A 17,769-nucleotide genomic window follows, 5' to 3' on the forward strand; every position below is an offset into this window, starting at 1 on the left:
AGCGAGGGGGCGCTTGCCCCTTCTCTCAACTTAGCCCGAGTTGCGCAGGCCAGCCGCGATGCCGTTGATCGACAGGTGGATGCCGCGTTTGATGCGCTCCTCCTCGTTGCCGTCGCGATAGCGATGCAGCAGTTCGACCTGCACATGGTTGAGCGGGTCGAGGTAGGGGAAGCGGTTGCGGATCGAGCGCTTGAGCAGCGGGTTGCCGTCCAGCAGCTCCTGCTGGCCGGTGATCGCGAGCAGCGAATCGATCGTGGCCTGATGCTCGGCGCGGATGCGCGGGAAGATCGCGTTGCGCAGGGCTTCGTCGCGCACCAGTCCGGCGTAGCGCGAGGCGATCGCGATGTCGCTCTTGGCCAGCACCATGTCCATGTTCGACAGCATCGTCGCGAAGAACGACCATTCCTTGTGCATTGACTGCAGCACCTGCATGCCGTCCGGGCGTTCGGCGAGGAAGGCGCGCACCGCGGAGCCGAAACCGAACCAGCCCGGCAGCATCAGTCGGCATTGCGCCCACGAGAAGACCCACGGAATCGCGCGCAGGTCTTCGATCGACGTGGTCTTCTTGCGCGAGGCCGGACGCGAGCCAATGTTCAGGTTCGCGATCTCGGAGATCACGGTCGATTCCCAGAAGTACTTTTCGAAGCCTTCGGTCTCGTAGACCAGGCCGCGGTAAGCCTTGAAGGCGTGTTCCGAGAGGCGATCCATCACTTCGAGGTACTCGGCACGCGGCGCGGCTTCCGGGTGCGCCAGCAGCGTGGCTTCGAAGGTCGCTGCTGCGAGCACTTCGAGGTTGCGCTGACCGACTTCCGGGTTGGCGTACTTGGACGAGATCACTTCGCCTTGTTCGGTGAGGCGGATCTTGCCCTGCACCGCACCGCCCGGCTGCGCCAGGATCGCCTGGTAGCTGGGGCCGCCGCCGCGGCCGACCGAGCCACCACGGCCATGGAACAGGCGCATCTTCACGCCGTGGCGCTTGAACACTTCGATCAGCTGGATCTCGGCCTTGTAGAGCTCCCAGCCGGAGGTCATGAAACCGCCGTCCTTGTTGGAGTCGGAGTAGCCGAGCATCACCTCGTGCATGTCGCCGCGGGTGGCGAGCAGTTCGCGGTAGGCCGGAATCGAGAACAGGCGATCCATCGTCGCGCTGGCGGCCTGCAGGTCGCCGATGGTCTCGAACAGCGGCACGATGTTCACGTCGATCGCGCGCTCATGCGGCCGCAGCAGACCGACTTCCTTCAGCAGCAGTGCGAGTTCGAGCATGTCCGACACGCCATCGGTCTTCGAGATGATGACGTTGTGGATGCAGTCGCGGCCATACAGGCGGTGCGCCTCCGCGGCGGCGCGGAAGATTTCGAGTTCGCCGACCGTCTCGTCGGAGTACTGCACGAAGGGCGAAGCGAGCGGGCGCGGCGTCGCGAGCTCTTCAAGCAGCGCGGCGATGCGGCCTTCTTCGTCGAGCGCGCGGTAGTCGAAACCCGGGCGCACGGCGGCGAGCAGTTCAGCGACGGTGCGCTCATGCACATCGGAGTTCTGGCGCAGGTCGATCGCGGCCAGATGGAATCCGAATACCTTCACGGCGCGGCGGATGCGGCGCAGGCGACCTTGCGCAAGCGTGCCTGAGCCGTTCGCGAGCAGCGAGCGATGCACGGTTTCGAGATCGGCGGCGAGGTCTTCGGCACTCGCGTAGGGCTCGGCCAGGCCGACCGGCGGGCGGCCGACGCGGTGACCCAGCAGATTCTCTGCAGTGGCCGACATGCGTGCATAGATGCCGGCCAGCGCGCGGCGATAGGGTTCGTCGCTGCGGTGGGGCGACTTGTCCGGCGAGTGGTCGGCCAGTTCGATCAGCTGATCGGATGCGCTGACCAGCAGTTGTGCGAGCGAGAGTTCGCTGCCGAGGATGTGCAGTTCGTGCAGGTAGAACTCCAGTGCCACGGTCGATTGCATGCGCATCGCTTCGCGCAGCACGTCGGCAGTGACGAAGGGGTTGCCATCGCGGTCGCCGCCGATCCAGCTGCCCATGCGCAGGAACGCGGGCAGCTCCATCGTCTTCCAGGTGTCGCCATGCTTGGCCAGCAGGTTTTCGAGCGCGACGTAGAGCTTCGGCAGCTCGCGCAGGAAGGTGTAGCTGTAGTACGAGAGGCCGTTGTCGACTTCATCCAGCACCGACAGTTTGGTCGGCCGCAGCATGCGCGTCTGCCACATCGTCAACACCGCGCGGCGCAGCGCAGCATCGTTCTCTTCGATTTCCTCGGGCGTCATCTGGATGCGGTCGCGCGCATCGAGGAACTGGGCGATCTTGAGTTGGCAGTTGAGGATCGACTTGCGCGATACCTCGGTCGGGTGCGCGGTCAGCACCGGGCCAACAAAGGCCTCTTCGAAGAAAGTGGCAATCTGTTCGTTGCTCACGCCGGCGTCGAAGGCGGCTTCGATGGCGCGCGCCATGGTGCCTTCGCGCGGCGCCGAGCCGGCGATCGCGTGCATGCGCGAGCGGCGGATGTGGTGCTGGTCTTCCGCGATGTTCGACAGGTGCGAGAAATAGCTGAAGGCGCGCACGACGTGGATCGTCTGGTCGCGCGACAGCGAATCGAGCATCGCTTCGAGTTCGCGGCGGGCGGCGATGTCGTCGTCGCGGCGGAAGCGGATCGAGGTCTGGCGGACCCGCTCGATCAAATCGAATGCCGCGTCGCCCTCCTGGGCACGAACGGTGTCACCGAGAATCCTGCCAAGAAGACGGATATCTTCTTTGAGGGGGAGGTCCTTCGCTGCTTCCTGCTTAGCCTGATCGCTCATTGTCGGTTTTGCTGTGGGATTGGGGGGGATCCCCGGGCGGCCTTTGTACGGTTCGGGGGCAAGGGCCGTGCGTAAACGTCGCAATTTTGACATTGCACCGCAATATTTTGAAGCTTATCAGGCCTTTGTACGCGTTTGCCGATCAAAAATTGTGCGGTGGTACCATCGCAATCCTTATCGAATCCCGCCGCAAGGCCCTTGTCATCGTGACCAGCCCCGCACCTGAACGCATCGTCATCGCCACCCGTGAAAGCCGCCTCGCCCTGTGGCAGGCCGAGCATGTCAAAGCCCTGCTCGAAAGCCTGTACCCGCAGACGCGGGTGGAATTGCTGGGCATGACCACGCGCGGCGACCAGATCCTCGATCGTGCGCTGTCCAAGGTCGGCGGCAAGGGGCTCTTCGTGAAGGAACTCGAAACGGCCTTGCTGGATGGGCGCGCCGACATCGCGGTGCACTCGATGAAGGACGTGCCGGCCGAGCTGACCGATCCGTTCTGTATTGCCGCCATTCTGGAGCGCGAGATTCCGCTCGACGCTTTCGTGTCGAACAAGTACGCCTCGCTCGACGATCTGCCGCCCGGCGCGGTGGTTGGCACATCGAGCCTGCGGCGTGAAGCGCAGGTCCATGCGCAATACCCGTACTTGGGCGTGACGCCCTTGCGCGGAAATCTCGACACCCGTCTGCGCAAGCTCGATGAAGGTCAGTACGACGCCATCGTGCTGGCGGCCGCCGGGCTCAAGCGCCTCGGGCTGGGCGAGCGCATCCGCGGTACGCTGCCGGCGGAAGTGTCGCTGCCTGCCGCGGGCCAGGGCGCGCTGGCGATCGAGGCGATTGCAGCGCGTGCCGATGTGCGTGCTTGGCTGGCGCCGCTGGTCGATGGCTCGGCCACTGCGTGCGTGCTGGCTGAACGGGCAGTGACGAAGGCGCTTGGCGGTGGCTGTGAAGTACCGATCGGTGCGTACGCGCAGATCACCGACGGCGAGTTGTTCCTGCGCGGTTTCGTCGCGCTGCCGGACGGTAGCCGCTTCGTGCGAGCGGAGTTGCGCGGCGCCCCTGCCGACGCCGAGGCGATCGGCCTGCAGGTGGCCGATGCGCTGCGCGCGCAGGGTGCGGCCGAGATTCTCGCGCAGTTGTCGAGCCACTGATCGCTCTTACACGAATGGCTGCCGCGCTTGCTGGCCGCACGATCCTAGTGACGCGGCCTGCGGCGCAAGCCGATGCGCTGTGCGCCGCGATCGAGGCCCAGGGGGGCCGCGCCTGGCGCCTGCCACTGCTGGATATCGCGCCGATCTACGACAGCGAGGCCTTCGCCGCGCTGGCGTCCTCGCTAGACGACTACGACTTTGCCTTCTTCGTCAGTGCCAATGCGGTGAGCCACGGCTTGGCCGGCATTCGCGCACACCGCGCCTGGCCACCAGGGCCACAGGCGGTAACGGTCGGGCCGGGTAGCGCCGCGGCTTTGCGCGATGCAGGTTTCACCCAGGTGCTCGTGCCGGGCGAGCGCTTCGACAGCGAAGGCGTGCTGTCGTTGCCTGAGTTCGCGCCGGACGCGATTACAGGCAAGCGAGTGTTGATCCTGCGCGGCGACGGCGGCCGCGAGCTGTTCGGCGATGTGCTGATGGCGCGTGGCGCGCAGGTCAGCTGTTTCACCTGCTACCGGCGTCTGGCGCCCGATGTCGATGTTCAAACGCTGGCTTCCGCTGCATCCGCGGGGGCGCTGGATGCAATCACGTTGACCAGCAGCGAAGCGGTGCGTCACCTTGCTGCAGCGCTGACAACGGACGCCGCGCGGGTGCTGGCTGTGCCGGTGTTTGCGCCGCATGCACGGGTTGCTGAGGCCGCGCGCGCAGCCGGATTTACTCATGTCGTACTCACTGACGCGGCCGACAAGGGCCTGCTGGCGGGGCTTTGCGCCCATTTCGCCGCAGGCTGAGCGCGCGACGTCGGGTTATCATGAACCCCATGGATACCCCTAGCGAAAACCCCACTCCCGTTCCGCCGCCTGTCGCGCCCGCAGCGCCTTCAGGGCGCCGTGGCTGGCGCAGCCTTGGTCATCCGCTGGTGATCGCGGGGGCCGTGGTGCTTGCCTTGCTTGCCTGGCAATGGATTGAAACCCGCGCGCAGCTCGAAGTGCTCAAGCAGCAGGTCGCTCAACGCCTCGGCGAATCGGATGCCGCGACCCGCGAAGTGAAGGGGCGCGCGAAGGAGATCCAGGACTCGATCCAGGCGATGGGCAACCGCCTCGCGGTGCAGGAAGCCCGCATGGCCGAATCTCAGGGACAGCAGGCCGCGCTCGAAGCGCTCTACCAGGATTTGTCGCGCTCCCGCGACGAGTGGGTGCTGGCCGAAGTGGAACAGGCACTCAACATCGCGCAGCAGCAGCTGCAACTGGCAGGCAATGTGCAGGCCGCATTGATCGCGCTGCAAAGCGCCGAGGCGCGCTTGGCCGGTTTTGAGCGGCCGCAACTGCTGCCGCTGCGCAAATCGATCGCTCGCGACATCGAGCGGTTGAAGGCACTGCCGTTGGCGGACATTTCCGCGATGGGCTTGGCGCTGGAAAACCTGATCGACCGCGTCGACACGCTGCCGCTCGCGTTCGAGCACTCGCCGCCGAAGCAGGAGAAGGTCGTCAAGCGCCCGGTGAAGGGGGCGAAGCCGGTCGAGCAGTCTGCGCCTGAGATCGTCGAGCCGCCGGCCTGGTATGCGCGCCTCGTCGGCGATTTCTGGAGCGAGCTGCGCGGTCTGATCCGCATCGAACGACTTGATCGCCCCGACCCAGCGCTGCTGTCGCCGTCGCAGACCGTGTTCCTGCGAGAGAATTTGCGCCTGCGGCTATTGTCTGCGCGCCTTGCGCTGCTGCAACGCGATGGGCGCGTGTTCCGTGAGGACACCAAGCAGGCCGCGGCCTGGATGGAGCGTTACTTCGACGTCGAGGATCGCGAGGTCGCAATGCGGCTGGCCGATCTGCGCAAGGCGCAGGGCGCACGCCTGTCGGTCGAATTGCCCAATCTGAATGAAACGCTTGGCTCGCTGCACAGCGCACGCGTCGCCGGTGCGCGCTGAGGGCCGGAGATGATGCGCGCCCTGTTCTGGCTTCTGAGCATCTTCGCCCTGGCCGCCGGCCTTGCGATCGTCGCCCGCTACAACGACGCCTACGCGCTGTTCGTGTGGCCGCCCTGGCGACTTCACATTTCGCTGAATCTGCTGGCGATACTTTCGATCGGTCTGTTCGCGCTGCTGTATGCCGCCACGCGGCTGGTCGCACGGGCGCTGGCCCTACCGGGTGCGGTGGCCGCGTTCCGCGCACAGCAGCGCAAGCAGCGCTCGATTCAGGCGCTGCGCGACGCACAACGCTTTCTGGTCGAGGGCCGTTACGGCCGCGCCCACGCACAGGCCGATGCGGCCTATCGCGCAAACGAATCGCCGGGCCTCTCCGCGTTGATCGCCGCGCGCGCCAGCCACGCGATGCGCGAACAGGTGCGCTGCGAAGAATGGCTGCGCCGTGCAGCGGAGCACGATCGCGAAGTGCGCGTCGCGCGCTTGATGACCGAGGCAGAGTTCGCGGTGGCAGATCGCCGCTTCGACGTTGCAGCCGAGCGTCTGGAGGCCTTGCGCGAAGGCGGGCATCGCCATATCGCCGCATTGCGTCTGTCGGTGCAGACGGCCGCAGCGCGCGGCATGTGGGGCGATGTATTGCGCCTGGCGCGCCAGCTCGCCAGCCATCGTGCGTTTACCGCCGAACAGGCGGCGCCGCTGATTCGGCGTGCGCATCTCGAAAGCCTGCGCGAGCTCGAGGGCAACCCCGAGGGAATGGTGCGCTACTGGCGACAGATCCCGAAACCTGAGCGCAGCGATCGCGGGCTGGTGCGTGATGCAGCGCTGCTGCTGAATGCGGCCGGCCAGGGCGCGTTGGCGGCAGATGCGATCGGTGATGCACTCGACGACAACTGGGATTCGGCGCTGGCGGAGCTCTACGGTCGCATCGAGGGCGGCACGCTGATCGAGCGGATCGGGCAGGCGGAACGCTGGCTGCGTGCGCAGCCGCGCGATGAGCGCCTGTTGCTGACGCTGGGCCGCCTGTGCCTGCAACAGCAGCTGTGGGGCAAGGCGCAGAGTTACCTCGAGGCTTCGCTGTCGGTGGCGCCGTCGCGCGCAGCGCATCTCGAACTTGCGCGACTGGCAGAGCAGCTCGATCGCAACGAGCTCGCACTTAAGCATTTCCGCAGCGCGGCCGAGCTCAGCGGCTAACACGCAATGCGTTGCGGCGCCGTCAGCCGGCCGCCGCAACGCCATCCACCCAAGATCAAGCCTGCAACAGCGTCGCGAGGATGCCCAGCATTTGCTCGACTTCTTCTGCGCTGACGTTGAGCGCCGGCATCAGCCGCAGACAATGAGCCCTCGGTGCGTTCAGCAGGAGCCCCGCGTCACGCGCGCGCAACACCAGGTCGGCCGCGTCGTAGCGCTCACCGAGTTCAAGTGCGAGCAGCAGGCCCGCACCACGCACACCGACCAGCCCGAAACGCGCGACCAGCGCGTTGAGTCCTAGGATCAGTTGGGCCGACCGTTCGCGTACGCCAGCCAGAAACTCGGGCGTATTGATAATGCCGAGCACCGCATCGCCGACGGCAGCCATCAGCGGGTTGCCACAATAGGTGCCGCCCTGGTCGCCGTGGCTGAAGCAACTGGCCGATTGGCGCGCCAGTAACGCCGCAAGCGGCACGCCGCCGCCGATGCCCTTGGCGAGCGTCAGAATATCCGGCGTGATACCGGCCGCCTGATAGCGGAACAGCGTGCCGGTACGGCCGATCCCGGTCTGTACCTCGTCGAGAATCAACAGCAGGTCGCGCGCATCGCACAGCGCACGCAGTGCGCGCAGGAATTCAATCGTTGCGGGTTGAACGCCGGCTTCACCCTGGATAGGTTCGAGCATCACCGCCACCGTCTGCGGCCCGATCAAAGCTTCGACCGACGCTAGATCGTTCAGCGTCGCCTTCGGAAAACCGGGCACCTGCGGCGCGAAGAGCATATCCCAGCCCGGTTTGCCGGAGGCGGACATGGCCGCGATCGTACGGCCGTGGAAACCATCCTTGAAGGTAATGATCTCGTGCGCACCGTTTCGATGTAGGCGCCCCCACTTGCGCGCCAGCTTGATCGCGCCCTCGTTGGCCTCGGCGCCGGTATTGCACAGGAACACTTCGTCCAGCCCGGAGGCGGCGGCGAGCCGGCTTGCGAAGCGCAACGATACCTCGTTGAAGAAGGCCGGGCTCGGGTTGACCAGACGCGCAGCCTGCTCGGAGAGCGCCTGCGTGATCGCCGGATGGGCGTGCCCCAGGCAGTTCACCGCCCAGCCCTGCACGAAGTCCAGATAGCGTCGCCCATCCGCGTCCTCCAGCCAGGAGCCGCTGCCGCGCACCATCACGGCAGCGGGGCGAGCGGCGATATCCATCAGCGCATGTGAGGGCGTGGGCGAGTTCATTGAGGATTCCTTTCAGTGAGCGGAAATGAAAAAGGCCGCGGAATGTCCGCGGCCTTGTCGGGCTGCCAGCATGTTGGGGCTGGGCTATGACCTGCCGGGTACCCGGCACGCGAACGACGACATGCCGCATGAAGCACGGCGGGCGCGGTTTCGGTGTCGGATTGCGATCGGGCTGTAAGTCATGGCGGGATAGTGCGCTGCAAAACAAGTTGCGTCAAGCCACTTGTTTTGCACGCATTACACCTTCGCATCCGTAGTTTTGCGTAGGGGAATGCCTGTGCCTTAAATGCTGTTCTTATGCGAAGGAAATCACGAAAATCATGCCTTTTGCATGAAGGGGATGAGCGTGCGCAGACTCCGATATTGGTCCGTTGGCTTATTGATGGCGCTGGCGCTCGGCGCCGCGCATGGCGCCGATGACTCGGCCAAGCCGATCAAGATCGGCGTGATTGGCCCGTATTCCGGCGGCTCGGCGCCGATGGGCACTTCGATGCTGCATGCGGTGCGGATGGCGGTTGCAGAGATCAACTGGAAGGGCGGTCTGCTCGGGCGCCAGATCCAGCTTGTCGAGCGCGACGATGAGGCCAACCCGGAGAGGGGCGAGGCCGCTGCCCGCGAGCTGGTCGAGCGCGAGAAAGTCGAGGCGATGGTCGGCATCGCCAATACCGGCGTCGGGCTGGTGGCCTTGAAGCACTTCCAGCAGGCGAAGATTCCGGTGATCGTGAACATGGCAGCGGGCGCGCCGATCACGCAGCAGTTTGCGCCGCCGCAAGTGCCGGACAGCTATGTGTTCCGCCTCGCGGCGAGCGACTCGATCCAGACCACCCGGCTCATCAACGAGGTGGTCGAGCGCTACAAGTATTCCAAGTTCGCGCTGCTCGGTGACAACACGCCATACGGGCGCCAGGGTGTGGAGAACCTCAAGCGTGCGATGGATGCACGCGGCCTGAAGCCGGTCTTCGAAGGCGGCTTCGATGTTGGCCAGACCGACATGCAAAAGCTGATCGCGCAGTCGCGCGCTGCCGGCGCGCAGGCGCTGCTGGTGTGGGGGATCGGCCCGGAGCTGGCGGCGATTGCGAAAGCGCGCGCGAAGGAAGGCTGGAAGGTGCCGCTGCTGGGCAGCTGGACGCTGTCACTCGATAACTTCATCCAGAACGCTGGCAAGGCGGGTGATGGTGCGCGGATGACGCAGACCTTCATCGCCGAACCGATCACCTCGCGCCGGCAGGAATTCCTCATCGCGTATCGCAAGCAGTCGGGGCTGGATCGCATCCCGTCCGCGGTGTCAGCCGCGCAGGGCTATGACTCGATGCTGCTGCTGGCGGCGGCGATCAAGCAGGCTAACTCGACGCAGGGTACGGCAGTGCGCAATGCGCTGGAGAATTTGCAGGCGCAGGTGTTCGGTGTCGTGACGACTTACCAGAAGCCGTACTCGCATACCGACCATGAGGCGATCACCGCCGACATGGTCGTGACCGGCGAAATCCGCGACGGTCACATCACCTATGCACACAAGGACGAGATGACCGCGGTCATCGTCGGACGCAAGACGACTGATCGCTAAGCCGAGTCGATCAAAACGGGGGCATGAAGCCCCCATTGCGGCTCAGGCCGGCGCGAGCCAGTCACGGCCGGTCAGGAAGCTGTCGTACAGCCGCGCTTCGGGCGAGCCCGGCTCCGGATGCCAGTCGTAGCGCCACTTCACGATCGGCGGCATCGACATCAGGATCGACTCGGTGCGGCCGCCGGATTGCAGGCCGAACAGCGTGCCGCGGTCGAATACCAGATTGAATTCGACGTAGCGGCCGCGGCGATAGGCTTGGAAATCCCGTTCGCGCTCGCCAAACGGCAAATCGCGACGGCGCTCGACGATCGGCGTGTAGGCGCCGAGGAAGGCGTCGCCCACCGAGCGCGTCAACGCGAACGCGCTGTCGAAGTCGATCTCACCATTTGCGCCGAGATCGTCGAAGAAGATGCCGCCCACGCCGCGCGGTTCATTGCGGTGCTTCAGGAAGAAATAGCGGTCGCACCAGTCCTTGAAGCGCGGATGGAAGTCGGCGCCAAACGGAGCGAGCGCATCACGGCAGGCGCGGTGGAAGTGCGTCGCATCGTCCTCGAAGCCGTAGTAGGGCGTCAGATCCATGCCGCCGCCGAACCACCAGATCGGCTCGCGGCCTTCCGGCGTGGCGATGAAGCAGCGCACGTTCATGTGCACCGTCGGTACATACGGGTTGCGCGGATGCAGCACCAGCGACACGCCCATCGCCTCGAAAGGCGCGCCGGCCAGCTCTGGCCTGTGCGCGGTGGCCGATGCCGGCATGCCACCACCCATCACATGCGAGAAATTGCAGCCACCGCGTTCGAAGAGATTGCCTTCCTCGACCAGACGCGTCAGGCCGCCTCCGCCAGCGGGGCGCTCCCAACTGTCGGTGCGGAAGGCGGTGCCATCGAGTGCTTCGAGTGCAGCAACGATGCGGGTTTGCAGGTTAGTGAAGTACTGCTTTGCGGCGAGCGCGTTTGTACTGTGGGTCACTTGGATCGGTAGCTCAGCGAGTTTCCGTTGATCACGATAACGCTACGGTGGGCCAACTCGGTGACGATCGCCGAGAAGTCCGCGCCACTAGCTTGTTTCTTGAAATGAGACGCGAGATGCGCCGCGAGTGTTTTGGGGGTCTTCGGGCGATTTCGCGGCGGTATGCCGTTGATGAAGAGTTGAACGTCTGTCATTGAAACTCCCTGCCTGCTTGTAGGCGGAGGAGGTGACTCGCTCAACTCGTCCGTCGCTCGCGGAATGGTTGGCTGCGGGGAAGGCGATGCTGGCCGTGCAATGCTGCTCCAGTCATCAACGGAAGAGACCCTGCGGCAGGGTATTCCACGCTTGACCAAGTACTGAAGCAGTGGGTCAAACCCTGTGTCGCGAGAAAGTACGTAAAGCCCCCGCGATTTCGATTCAGCAACAAGCAGCCCCAGGGTGTAGGCGATGTGGAAATCGAGTGCGTTCTTCCCATGCCCGTCAATTTGGACCCAACCGAGCCGCTCCCCAAATCGTTGGGCTGTCTTGACGACGTCCACCGGGATCTTTGTCTGATTTGCTCCAACAAAGACCCTCACCTCGAATGCTGTGGCCAGCAAACGTTTGAGCAGTGAAAGATCCTGAATGTTCTCGTAATCGACCAGTAGAACGGGGTTCGATTTCTCTGCCATCTCAGGATCTCCGGGCCTAAGCCTTGCGGCCGACAGCGCGATGCCCGATGTCGCGGCGGAACTGCATGCCATCAAAGCTGATCTGGCTGATCGCCTCGTAGGCGCGGTTCTGGGCTTCACGCACCGAGTCGCCCAGCGCGGTGACACACAGCACGCGGCCTCCTGCGGTGACGACCTGGCCATCACGGTCGGTGGTGCCAGCATGGAAGACGTGCACATCCTCGGTCTTGTAGTCGAGCCCGCTGATGACGTCCCCCTTCTTCGGGTCGTCCGGGTAGCCGCCAGCGGCCAGTACCACGCCCAGCGCGACGCGGCGGTCCCACTCGGTTTCGGCTTCGTTGAGCTTGCCGGCCAGTGCAGCTTCGACCAGGTCGACCAGATCGGTCTTCAGGCGCGCCATGATTGGCTGCGTCTCCGGGTCGCCCATGCGGCAGTTGAACTCGACCACGCGCGGTTTGCCTTCGCCATCGATCATCAGGCCTGCATACAGGAAGCCGGTGTAGGGCAGGCCGTCGGCGGCCATGCCGGCCAGCGTCGGGTTGATCACTTCGCGCATCACGCGGGCATGCACTTCGGGCGTGACGACCGGGGCGGGCGAGTAGGCGCCCATGCCGCCGGTGTTGGGGCCTTCGTCGCCATCCTTCAGACGCTTGTGATCCTGCGAAGTGGCGAGTGCCAGCGCATGCCTGCCGTCGGCCATGACGATGAAGCTCGCTTCTTCGCCTTGCATGAATTCTTCGATGACGACGCGCGCACCGGCGTCGCCCATCTTGTTGCCGACCAGCATCATGTCGATCGCAGCGTGCGCTTCATCGAGGCTCATCGCGACGACAACGCCCTTGCCGGCCGCGAGGCCGTCGGCCTTGATGACGATCGGCGCGCCTTCGGCGTCGATGTAGGCGTGAGCCTGCGCGGCGTCGGAGAAGGTGCGGTATTTCGCGGTCGGAATCTTGTGGCGGACGAGGAACTGCTTGGCGAAGTCCTTCGAGGCCTCGAGCTGCGCGGCGGCCTTGGTTGGGCCGAAGATTGGCAGGCCGGCGGCGCGGAAGGCATCGACAACGCCTGCGGCGAGCGGCGCTTCCGGGCCGACCACAGTCAGGCCGATCTGCTCTTTCTTGACGAAGTCGATCAGCTCGTCGATGGCGGTGATTGGCACGTTCTCAAGGCCGGGTTCGCGTGCGGTGCCGGCGTTGCCCGGTGCGACGTAAACCTTCTGCAGCCGCGTCGATTGCGCAAGCTTCCACGCGAGCGCGTGCTCGCGACCGCCGGAACCGATGACGAGCAATTTCATGGCTGAGTGGGCCTTTCCGCTTGATTGAGCTTGAACCAGATGAAGAACACGTTGCCGTTGCCTTTGCCGCCCGGCACGAAGGCGGTTTCAAGCGCGACCTTCTTGAAGCCGAGCGTGAAGGTCGGCAGCGCAGCGGGGAAGGGCGTGTAGTTGCCGTAGTCCTCACGCCCCATGATGAAGGCGGTGACGCCCAGCCCGTAGTAGGCGCCTTCGAGGCGCGGCATGTCCCACAGCCAGGAGTACTGGTAGCCGGCCATCCACGACGGCTTGTCGTTGGAGTCGCGGAAACCCATCGCGTACAGCCCGTGCCAATTGCCGTTCTCGGTGTACTTGCCACGGCCGAAGCCGAAGGCCGGCATCGGACTTTCGTTGTAGCGATTGCGCTGCTCGGCCGTGTAGGCCATCGGCAGGTGGTAGATCTTCGTCGGCAGGAAGACGTTCCAGTCGCCGGTGGTCGCGAGATCGGTGGTCTCGTCCACGGCGGTGTTCCACCAGCGCTGGTAGAACGGCGTTTCGGCGACGGGTTCTTCGGCTTGCGCGGCCGTGGTGATGGCCAACGCGCAGAGCAGGCCCGCGAGGGCCCGCGAAATGGCTTGCAGCATGACTAACCTGATCAGTGACGGAAGTGGCGGATGCCCGTCAGCACCATCGCAATGTTCTGTTCGTCGGCGGCGGCGATCACTTCCGCATCGCGCACCGAGCCGCCCGGCTGGATCACCGCCGTCGCGCCGGCTTGCGCCAGCACATCGAGGCCATCACGGAACGGGAAGAAGGCATCCGATGCGACCGCGCAACCCGGGATCGCGAGGCCGGCGTTCTCGGCCTTGATCTTGGCGATGCGCGCCGAGTCGACGCGGCTCATCTGGCCTGCGCCGACGCCAACGGTCATGCCGTCGCGGCAGTAAACGATGGCGTTCGACTTCACATACTTCGCGACGCGCCATGCGAACAGCAGGTCGGCGAGTTCCTTGTCGGTCGGCGCACGCTTGGTCACCACCTTCAGATCGGCCGCGGCGATGCGTGCGTCGTCGTAGGTCTGCACCAGCAGGCCGCCTCCGACGCGCTTGAAGTCGAGCTGCGAGACCGGGCCCAGCGCGCAGGTCAGCACGCGCACGTTCTGCTTGGCCGCCAGCACGGCCAGCGCGCCAGCGGTGTAGGACGGCGCGATCAGCACTTCCATGAACTGGCCGGCGACCGCCTTGGCCGTAGCTTCGTCCACTTCGACGTTGAAGGCGATGATGCCGCCGAAGGCCGAGGTCGGGTCGGTCTGGAAGGCCTTGCGGTAGGCTTCTTCGGCCGACACACCCAGCGCCACGCCGCACGGATTGGCGTGCTTGATGATGACGCAGGCGGTGGTTTCGAACGCCTTGACGCACTCCCAGGCTGCATCGGAGTCCGCGATGTTGTTGTACGAAAGTTCCTTGCCCTGCAGCTGGGTGTAGCCGGCGATGCCGCCCACGGCGCCGTTCGGGTCGCGATAGAAGGCCGCGCTCTGGTGCGGGTTCTCGCCGTAGCGCATCTCCTGCACCTTGTCGAAGGCGAACTGGATGCGGCTCGGGTACTCGGCGCGCACCGGCGCTTCGGCCGGTACCAGCTTGTCGGCATCAACGGCGGTCAGCCAGTTGGCGATCGCGCTGTCGTAACGGGCAGTGTGGGTGTAGGCCTTGCGCGCCAGTTCGAAGCGCGTCTTGTACGACAGGCTGCCGGCGTTGGTCTTCAGCTCGGCGACGATTGCCGCATAGTCTTCCGGGTCGGTCACGATGCCGACACCACCCGCTTCGGTGCCGTGGTTCTTCGCTGCGGCGCGGACCATCGTCGGGCCGCCGATGTCGATGTTCTCGATCGCGTCTTCCAGCGTGCAGCCTTCCCTCGCCACCGTGGCCTGGAAGGGATACAGGTTCACCACCACCAGATCGATGCGCGGGATCTGGTGCGCAGCGAGCGTGTCGAGGTGCTCGGGCAGATCGCGGCGGGCGAGGATGCCGCCATGCACTTTCGGATGCAGCGTCTTTACGCGGCCGTCGAGCATTTCCGGGAATCCAGTGTAGTCACCCACGTCGGTGACCGGCAGCCCTGCATCGCGCAGCGCCTTGGAGGTGCCGCCGGTGGAGAGCAGGCTCACGCCGAGGGCGTGAAGTTCGCGGGCAAATTCGACGATGCCGCGCTTGTCGGAAACGCTGAGAAGGGCTTGGGTGACGTTCATGGCGGGTATGGGACTCAGAGAAGGTCGTGGTCGGTCAGTTTGCGTCGCAAGGTGTTGCGGTTGATGCCCAGCATCTCGGCGGCCACCGTCTGGTTACCGCCCGCGTGTTTCAGCACGATTTCGAGCATCGGACGCTCGACGTTGCGCAACACCATGTCGTACACCCCGGTCGGTTTCTCACCGTCCAGGTCCTTGAAGTAGCGTTCCAGCGCGCGGCGGACGCATTCGGCGATGTCTTCGGAGCGGCTCATGCCGCGAGCTCCTGCAAAGGTTGTGAATCTGCGTGGTCGGCGACTTCGACGTCGCACAGCCGGTCGCCGTGCTCGCCAAGTCGGCCGAAGAAGTCGTCGACGACCGCGAGCTGGCTCGCGACGTCCGGCTGCTGGTTCATCAGCTGCCTGAATGCGTGGGCACCGAAGATGCCCTTGGTGTACCAGCCGATGTGCTTGCGTGCGATGCGCACGCCGGCGTCTTCGCCGTAGAAGTCGTACAGGTCGGCGAGGTGCTCGCTGCACACGCGATGGATTTCGCTGACTTCGGGCGACGGCAATTCGGTGCCGGTCGCGAGGAAGTGTTCGATCTCGCGGAAGATCCACGGCCGGCCCTGTGCGGCGCGGCCGATCATGACGCCGTCGGCGCCAGTGTGGGCGAGCACATGGCGGGCCTTGCGCGGCGAATCGATGTCGCCGTTTGCGATCACCGGGATGCCGACAAGCGGCTTCACCGCCGCGATCGTGTCGTATTCCGCCTCGCCCATGTACAGGTCAGCGCGTGTGCGACCGTGGATCGCGATCGCGCGAATGCCCGACGCTTCGGCGATCTGCGCAATGCGCGGCGCGTTGCGGTTGGCGCGATCCCAGCCGGTGCGGAACTTGAGCGTTACCGGGACGTCGGGGACGGCCTTGACCACCGCTTCGAGGATGCGGCCCACCAGTGCTTCGTCGCGCATCAGGGCCGAGCCGGCGGCGAGATTGCACACCTTCTTCGCCGGGCAACCCATGTTGATGTCGATGATCTGCGCGCCATTGTCGGCATTGAAGCGGGCGGCTTGCGCCATCATTGCCGGGTCGGCACCGGCGATCTGCACCGAAATCGGCTCGACCTCGCCTGCGTGGTCGGTGCGGCGGCGCGTCTTGTTCGTGGCGTACAGCAGCGCATTCGACGTCACCATTTCCGAGACGGCCAGACCCGCGCCCATCCGCTTGCATAGCTGGCGGAAAGGACGATCGGTCACGCCCGCCATGGGCGCGACAAACAGATTGTTGCGAAGCTGGAAGCCGGCGAACTGCATCGCTCAGGAATCGGGGGGTGCGAAAGCGCGGAAAAAGCGCGTGATTCTACCCGAGTCGACGAGGTCCACGAAGCGCGTTGCGGAGACCCACGACTGGCGCGGGTCTCCGGGCAGCATACTCAGATGAAGTTGAGGTAACGCGTCGAGAAGCGGCCGATGTTGGGCAGGATGGTGCCGAGGTCGCTGTCCGATACGCCGAACCAGCGGCCTAGCGTTGCTGCGTACTGGTCGACCGAGGTCGTCGGCAGCAGTCGGCCGGATCCGACGTCTTCCGCGGTGCCCAGTTTCACCACCGGGAAGCTGCCGTAGACATCCTGCCCCTTCACGGCGCCGCCGACGATGAAGTGGTGCGAGCCCCAGCCGTGGTCCGAGCCGTCGCCGTTGCTGGTCAGCGTGCGGCCGAAGTCCGAGCCGGTGAACAGCGTCACGTTGTTGGCGATGCCCAGTTGCACCGTGGCGTTGTAGAAGTAATCCACCGCGCCGGCAATCGCGGTGTGCAGCGTCGGCTGCTGCGTGAGCTGGTTGTCGTGCGTGTCAAAGCCGCCGATGCTGACGAAGAACACCTGCCGCTTCACACCCAACGCAGCCGACACGCCGGCCAGGCGCGCGACGACCTGCAGTTGCCGTGCGAGGTTGTTGTTGGCCTGCGCCGTCGGCAATGCAACGCGGGCATCGGTGGTCGGCAGCGTCGCGAGCGCCGCGGCGACGGCCGCTTGTGCATCGATCGAGCGTTGCACCACGCGGCCATGCTCGCGCTCGAACAGCTGCGAGGAATTGCCCGTGCTGACCGCACGCAGCGCTGCGGCGCCCTGCGGCGAACCGAACAGGCTGGTGGCGTTGATGTTGTTGATGCCGACTGCGCCGCCCGAGCTGATCTGGTACTGGAAGGTGTTCTTGCCCGACAGGAAAACTGTGTTGCCGGCCGCCGACACGGCAGTGAACACTGCATTGCTGTTCATCGAGCCGAGCAGGTCGCCGAAGCGCCCGCCCCAGCCGAGCTTCGCGCCTTCCGGCGTGAAGGCCTGCCAAGTGGCGGTCTGGTCGTTGTGCGAAAACAGCTTCGGCGGCACTGGCACCTTGCCGCTCTTGTATTCGGCCGCATCCTTGATCGGCGCGACGAGCGGGCCGACGTTGGCGAGGATCGCCGCCTTGCCGCCATCGAACAGCGTCTTGATCGGCGCAAATTCCTTCGGCAACGCGAGCTGGCGCCCACCGAGGTCGCTCAGTGTGGTCAGCGGCAGCAGATCAGCCTGCGCGCGGGCGATGGTGTCGCGCGCGGCGACGTAGTCGTTGTACGAGGTGGCGTCGTACGGAATCACCGTGTTCGTCTGGTCGTTGCCGCCGTAGAAGAACAGGCAGACGAGGGCCTTGTAGTCCGGGTCGGTCGCCGCGGCGGCAGCGCCGATGCCGGCGAGGTTCAGCGCGAAGGGCGCGGCACCGCCGAGTGTGGAAAGGGCAGCGGCGCGTTTGAGGAATTCCCGGCGGGAGGCGTTGTTGATGCTCATGTTCGT

15 protein-coding genes are annotated in these 17,769 nt (G+C 65.2%); 5 read left to right on the forward strand and 10 right to left on the reverse strand.

The features are described from left to right. Nucleotides 1-30: 30 nt before the first annotated feature. Nucleotides 31-2,793, reverse strand: coding sequence for a phosphoenolpyruvate carboxylase (gene ppc, locus ACE3P0_RS10895; protein ID WP_374402640.1), 2,763 nt, complete (start codon nucleotides 2,791-2,793; stop codon nucleotides 31-33). A 203-nt stretch (nucleotides 2,794-2,996) separates the two neighbouring features. On the opposite strand from ppc, the gene hemC reads away from it, so the two are divergent. From hemC to ACE3P0_RS10915, 4 genes are read left to right on the forward strand one after another with little or no spacing between them, the layout of a single operon-like run. Then, the gene (gene hemC / locus ACE3P0_RS10900) at nucleotides 2,997-3,938 is read left to right on the forward strand and encodes a hydroxymethylbilane synthase (RefSeq protein WP_374402710.1); all 942 of its coding nucleotides are present in this window, start codon (nucleotides 2,997-2,999) and stop codon (nucleotides 3,936-3,938) included. A gap of 14 nt (nucleotides 3,939-3,952) precedes the next feature. After that, nucleotides 3,953-4,726, forward strand: a complete 774-nt coding sequence (locus ACE3P0_RS10905; protein WP_374402641.1) for a uroporphyrinogen-III synthase — start codon at nucleotides 3,953-3,955, stop codon at nucleotides 4,724-4,726. A 29-nt stretch (nucleotides 4,727-4,755) separates the two neighbouring features. After that, a complete protein-coding gene (locus ACE3P0_RS10910; RefSeq protein ID WP_374402642.1) occupies nucleotides 4,756-5,856 on the forward strand; it encodes a uroporphyrinogen-III C-methyltransferase in 1,101 nt (366 codons plus the stop codon). 9 nt (nucleotides 5,857-5,865) lie between these two features. Next, nucleotides 5,866-7,041, forward strand: a complete 1,176-nt coding sequence (locus ACE3P0_RS10915) for a heme biosynthesis HemY N-terminal domain-containing protein (RefSeq protein ID WP_374402643.1) — start codon at nucleotides 5,866-5,868, stop codon at nucleotides 7,039-7,041. 55 nt (nucleotides 7,042-7,096) lie between these two features. On the opposite strand, the gene ACE3P0_RS10920 is transcribed toward ACE3P0_RS10915, so the two are convergent. Continuing rightward, nucleotides 7,097-8,269, reverse strand: coding sequence for an acetylornithine transaminase (locus ACE3P0_RS10920; RefSeq protein ID WP_374402644.1), 1,173 nt, complete (start codon nucleotides 8,267-8,269; stop codon nucleotides 7,097-7,099). A 346-nt stretch (nucleotides 8,270-8,615) separates the two neighbouring features. Between ACE3P0_RS10920 and ACE3P0_RS10925 the strand changes: the two genes are divergently transcribed. After that, nucleotides 8,616-9,833 (forward strand): ABC transporter substrate-binding protein, encoded by a 1,218-nt coding sequence (locus tag ACE3P0_RS10925; RefSeq protein WP_374402645.1) that lies wholly within the window; start codon nucleotides 8,616-8,618, stop codon nucleotides 9,831-9,833. A 42-nt stretch (nucleotides 9,834-9,875) separates the two neighbouring features. Here ACE3P0_RS10925 and hemF read toward each other — a convergent pair whose 3' ends face one another. The 8 genes from hemF to ACE3P0_RS10965 form a co-directional block, all read right to left on the reverse strand. Beyond that, a complete protein-coding gene (hemF, locus tag ACE3P0_RS10930; RefSeq protein ID WP_374402646.1) occupies nucleotides 9,876-10,802 on the reverse strand; it encodes an oxygen-dependent coproporphyrinogen oxidase in 927 nt (308 codons plus the stop codon). Continuing rightward, nucleotides 10,799-11,473: a PIN domain-containing protein gene (locus tag ACE3P0_RS10935; RefSeq protein WP_374402647.1), complete on the reverse strand. Its 675-nt coding sequence runs from the start codon at nucleotides 11,471-11,473 to the stop codon at nucleotides 10,799-10,801. The genes hemF and ACE3P0_RS10935 overlap by 4 nt, the downstream gene beginning before the upstream one ends. A gap of 16 nt (nucleotides 11,474-11,489) precedes the next feature. Continuing rightward, entirely contained in the window at nucleotides 11,490-12,764 is a 1,275-nt protein-coding gene (gene purD, locus ACE3P0_RS10940) for a phosphoribosylamine--glycine ligase (protein ID WP_374402648.1), read from the reverse strand. After that, nucleotides 12,761-13,366, reverse strand: coding sequence for a hypothetical protein (locus ACE3P0_RS10945; protein WP_374402649.1), 606 nt, complete (start codon nucleotides 13,364-13,366; stop codon nucleotides 12,761-12,763). Before ACE3P0_RS10945 ends, purD begins: the two co-directional genes overlap by 4 nt. Nucleotides 13,367-13,377: 11 nt before the next feature. Next, on the reverse strand, nucleotides 13,378-14,967 hold the full coding sequence (purH, locus tag ACE3P0_RS10950) for a bifunctional phosphoribosylaminoimidazolecarboxamide formyltransferase/IMP cyclohydrolase (protein WP_374402650.1): 1,590 nt from the start codon (nucleotides 14,965-14,967) through the stop codon (nucleotides 13,378-13,380). 14 nt (nucleotides 14,968-14,981) lie between these two features. Further along, nucleotides 14,982-15,218, reverse strand: a complete 237-nt coding sequence (locus ACE3P0_RS10955; RefSeq protein WP_267723863.1) for a Fis family transcriptional regulator — start codon at nucleotides 15,216-15,218, stop codon at nucleotides 14,982-14,984. Beyond that, the gene (dusB, locus tag ACE3P0_RS10960; RefSeq protein WP_374402651.1) at nucleotides 15,215-16,258 is read right to left on the reverse strand and encodes a tRNA dihydrouridine synthase DusB; all 1,044 of its coding nucleotides are present in this window, start codon (nucleotides 16,256-16,258) and stop codon (nucleotides 15,215-15,217) included. Before dusB ends, ACE3P0_RS10955 begins: the two co-directional genes overlap by 4 nt. A 119-nt stretch (nucleotides 16,259-16,377) precedes the next feature. Continuing rightward, complete coding sequence (locus tag ACE3P0_RS10965) at nucleotides 16,378-17,763, reverse strand: DUF1501 domain-containing protein (RefSeq protein ID WP_374402652.1); 1,386 nt, start codon at nucleotides 17,761-17,763, stop codon at nucleotides 16,378-16,380. Between the last annotated feature and the right edge of the window lie 6 nt (nucleotides 17,764-17,769).

Source organism: Niveibacterium sp. (genome assembly GCF_041909475.1).
Taxonomy (GTDB): domain Bacteria; phylum Pseudomonadota; class Gammaproteobacteria; order Burkholderiales; family Rhodocyclaceae; genus Niveibacterium.

What these genes read in the sequence shown, in the direction of transcription:
- purH (WP_374402650.1), bottom strand. Translation starts at nt 14,967, where the DNA reads ATGAACGTCACCCAAGCCCTTCTCAGCGTTTCCGACAAGCGCGGCATC.
- ppc (WP_374402640.1), bottom strand. Translation starts at nt 2,793, where the DNA reads ATGAGCGATCAGGCTAAGCAGGAAGCAGCGAAGGACCTCCCCCTCAAA.
- ACE3P0_RS10965 (WP_374402652.1), bottom strand. Translation starts at nt 17,763, where the DNA reads ATGAGCATCAACAACGCCTCCCGCCGGGAATTCCTCAAACGCGCCGCT.
- purD (WP_374402648.1), bottom strand. Translation starts at nt 12,764, where the DNA reads ATGAAATTGCTCGTCATCGGTTCCGGCGGTCGCGAGCACGCGCTCGCG.
- ACE3P0_RS10920 (WP_374402644.1), bottom strand. Translation starts at nt 8,269, where the DNA reads ATGAACTCGCCCACGCCCTCACATGCGCTGATGGATATCGCCGCTCGC.
- ACE3P0_RS10955 (WP_267723863.1), bottom strand. Translation starts at nt 15,218, where the DNA reads ATGAGCCGCTCCGAAGACATCGCCGAATGCGTCCGCCGCGCGCTGGAA.
- ACE3P0_RS10945 (WP_374402649.1), bottom strand. Translation starts at nt 13,366, where the DNA reads ATGCTGCAAGCCATTTCGCGGGCCCTCGCGGGCCTGCTCTGCGCGTTG.
- dusB (WP_374402651.1), bottom strand. Translation starts at nt 16,258, where the DNA reads ATGCAGTTCGCCGGCTTCCAGCTTCGCAACAATCTGTTTGTCGCGCCC.
- ACE3P0_RS10915 (WP_374402643.1), top strand. Translation starts at nt 5,866, where the DNA reads ATGATGCGCGCCCTGTTCTGGCTTCTGAGCATCTTCGCCCTGGCCGCC.
- ACE3P0_RS10935 (WP_374402647.1), bottom strand. Translation starts at nt 11,473, where the DNA reads ATGGCAGAGAAATCGAACCCCGTTCTACTGGTCGATTACGAGAACATT.
- ACE3P0_RS10910 (WP_374402642.1), top strand. Translation starts at nt 4,756, where the DNA reads ATGGATACCCCTAGCGAAAACCCCACTCCCGTTCCGCCGCCTGTCGCG.
- ACE3P0_RS10905 (WP_374402641.1), top strand. Translation starts at nt 3,953, where the DNA reads ATGGCTGCCGCGCTTGCTGGCCGCACGATCCTAGTGACGCGGCCTGCG.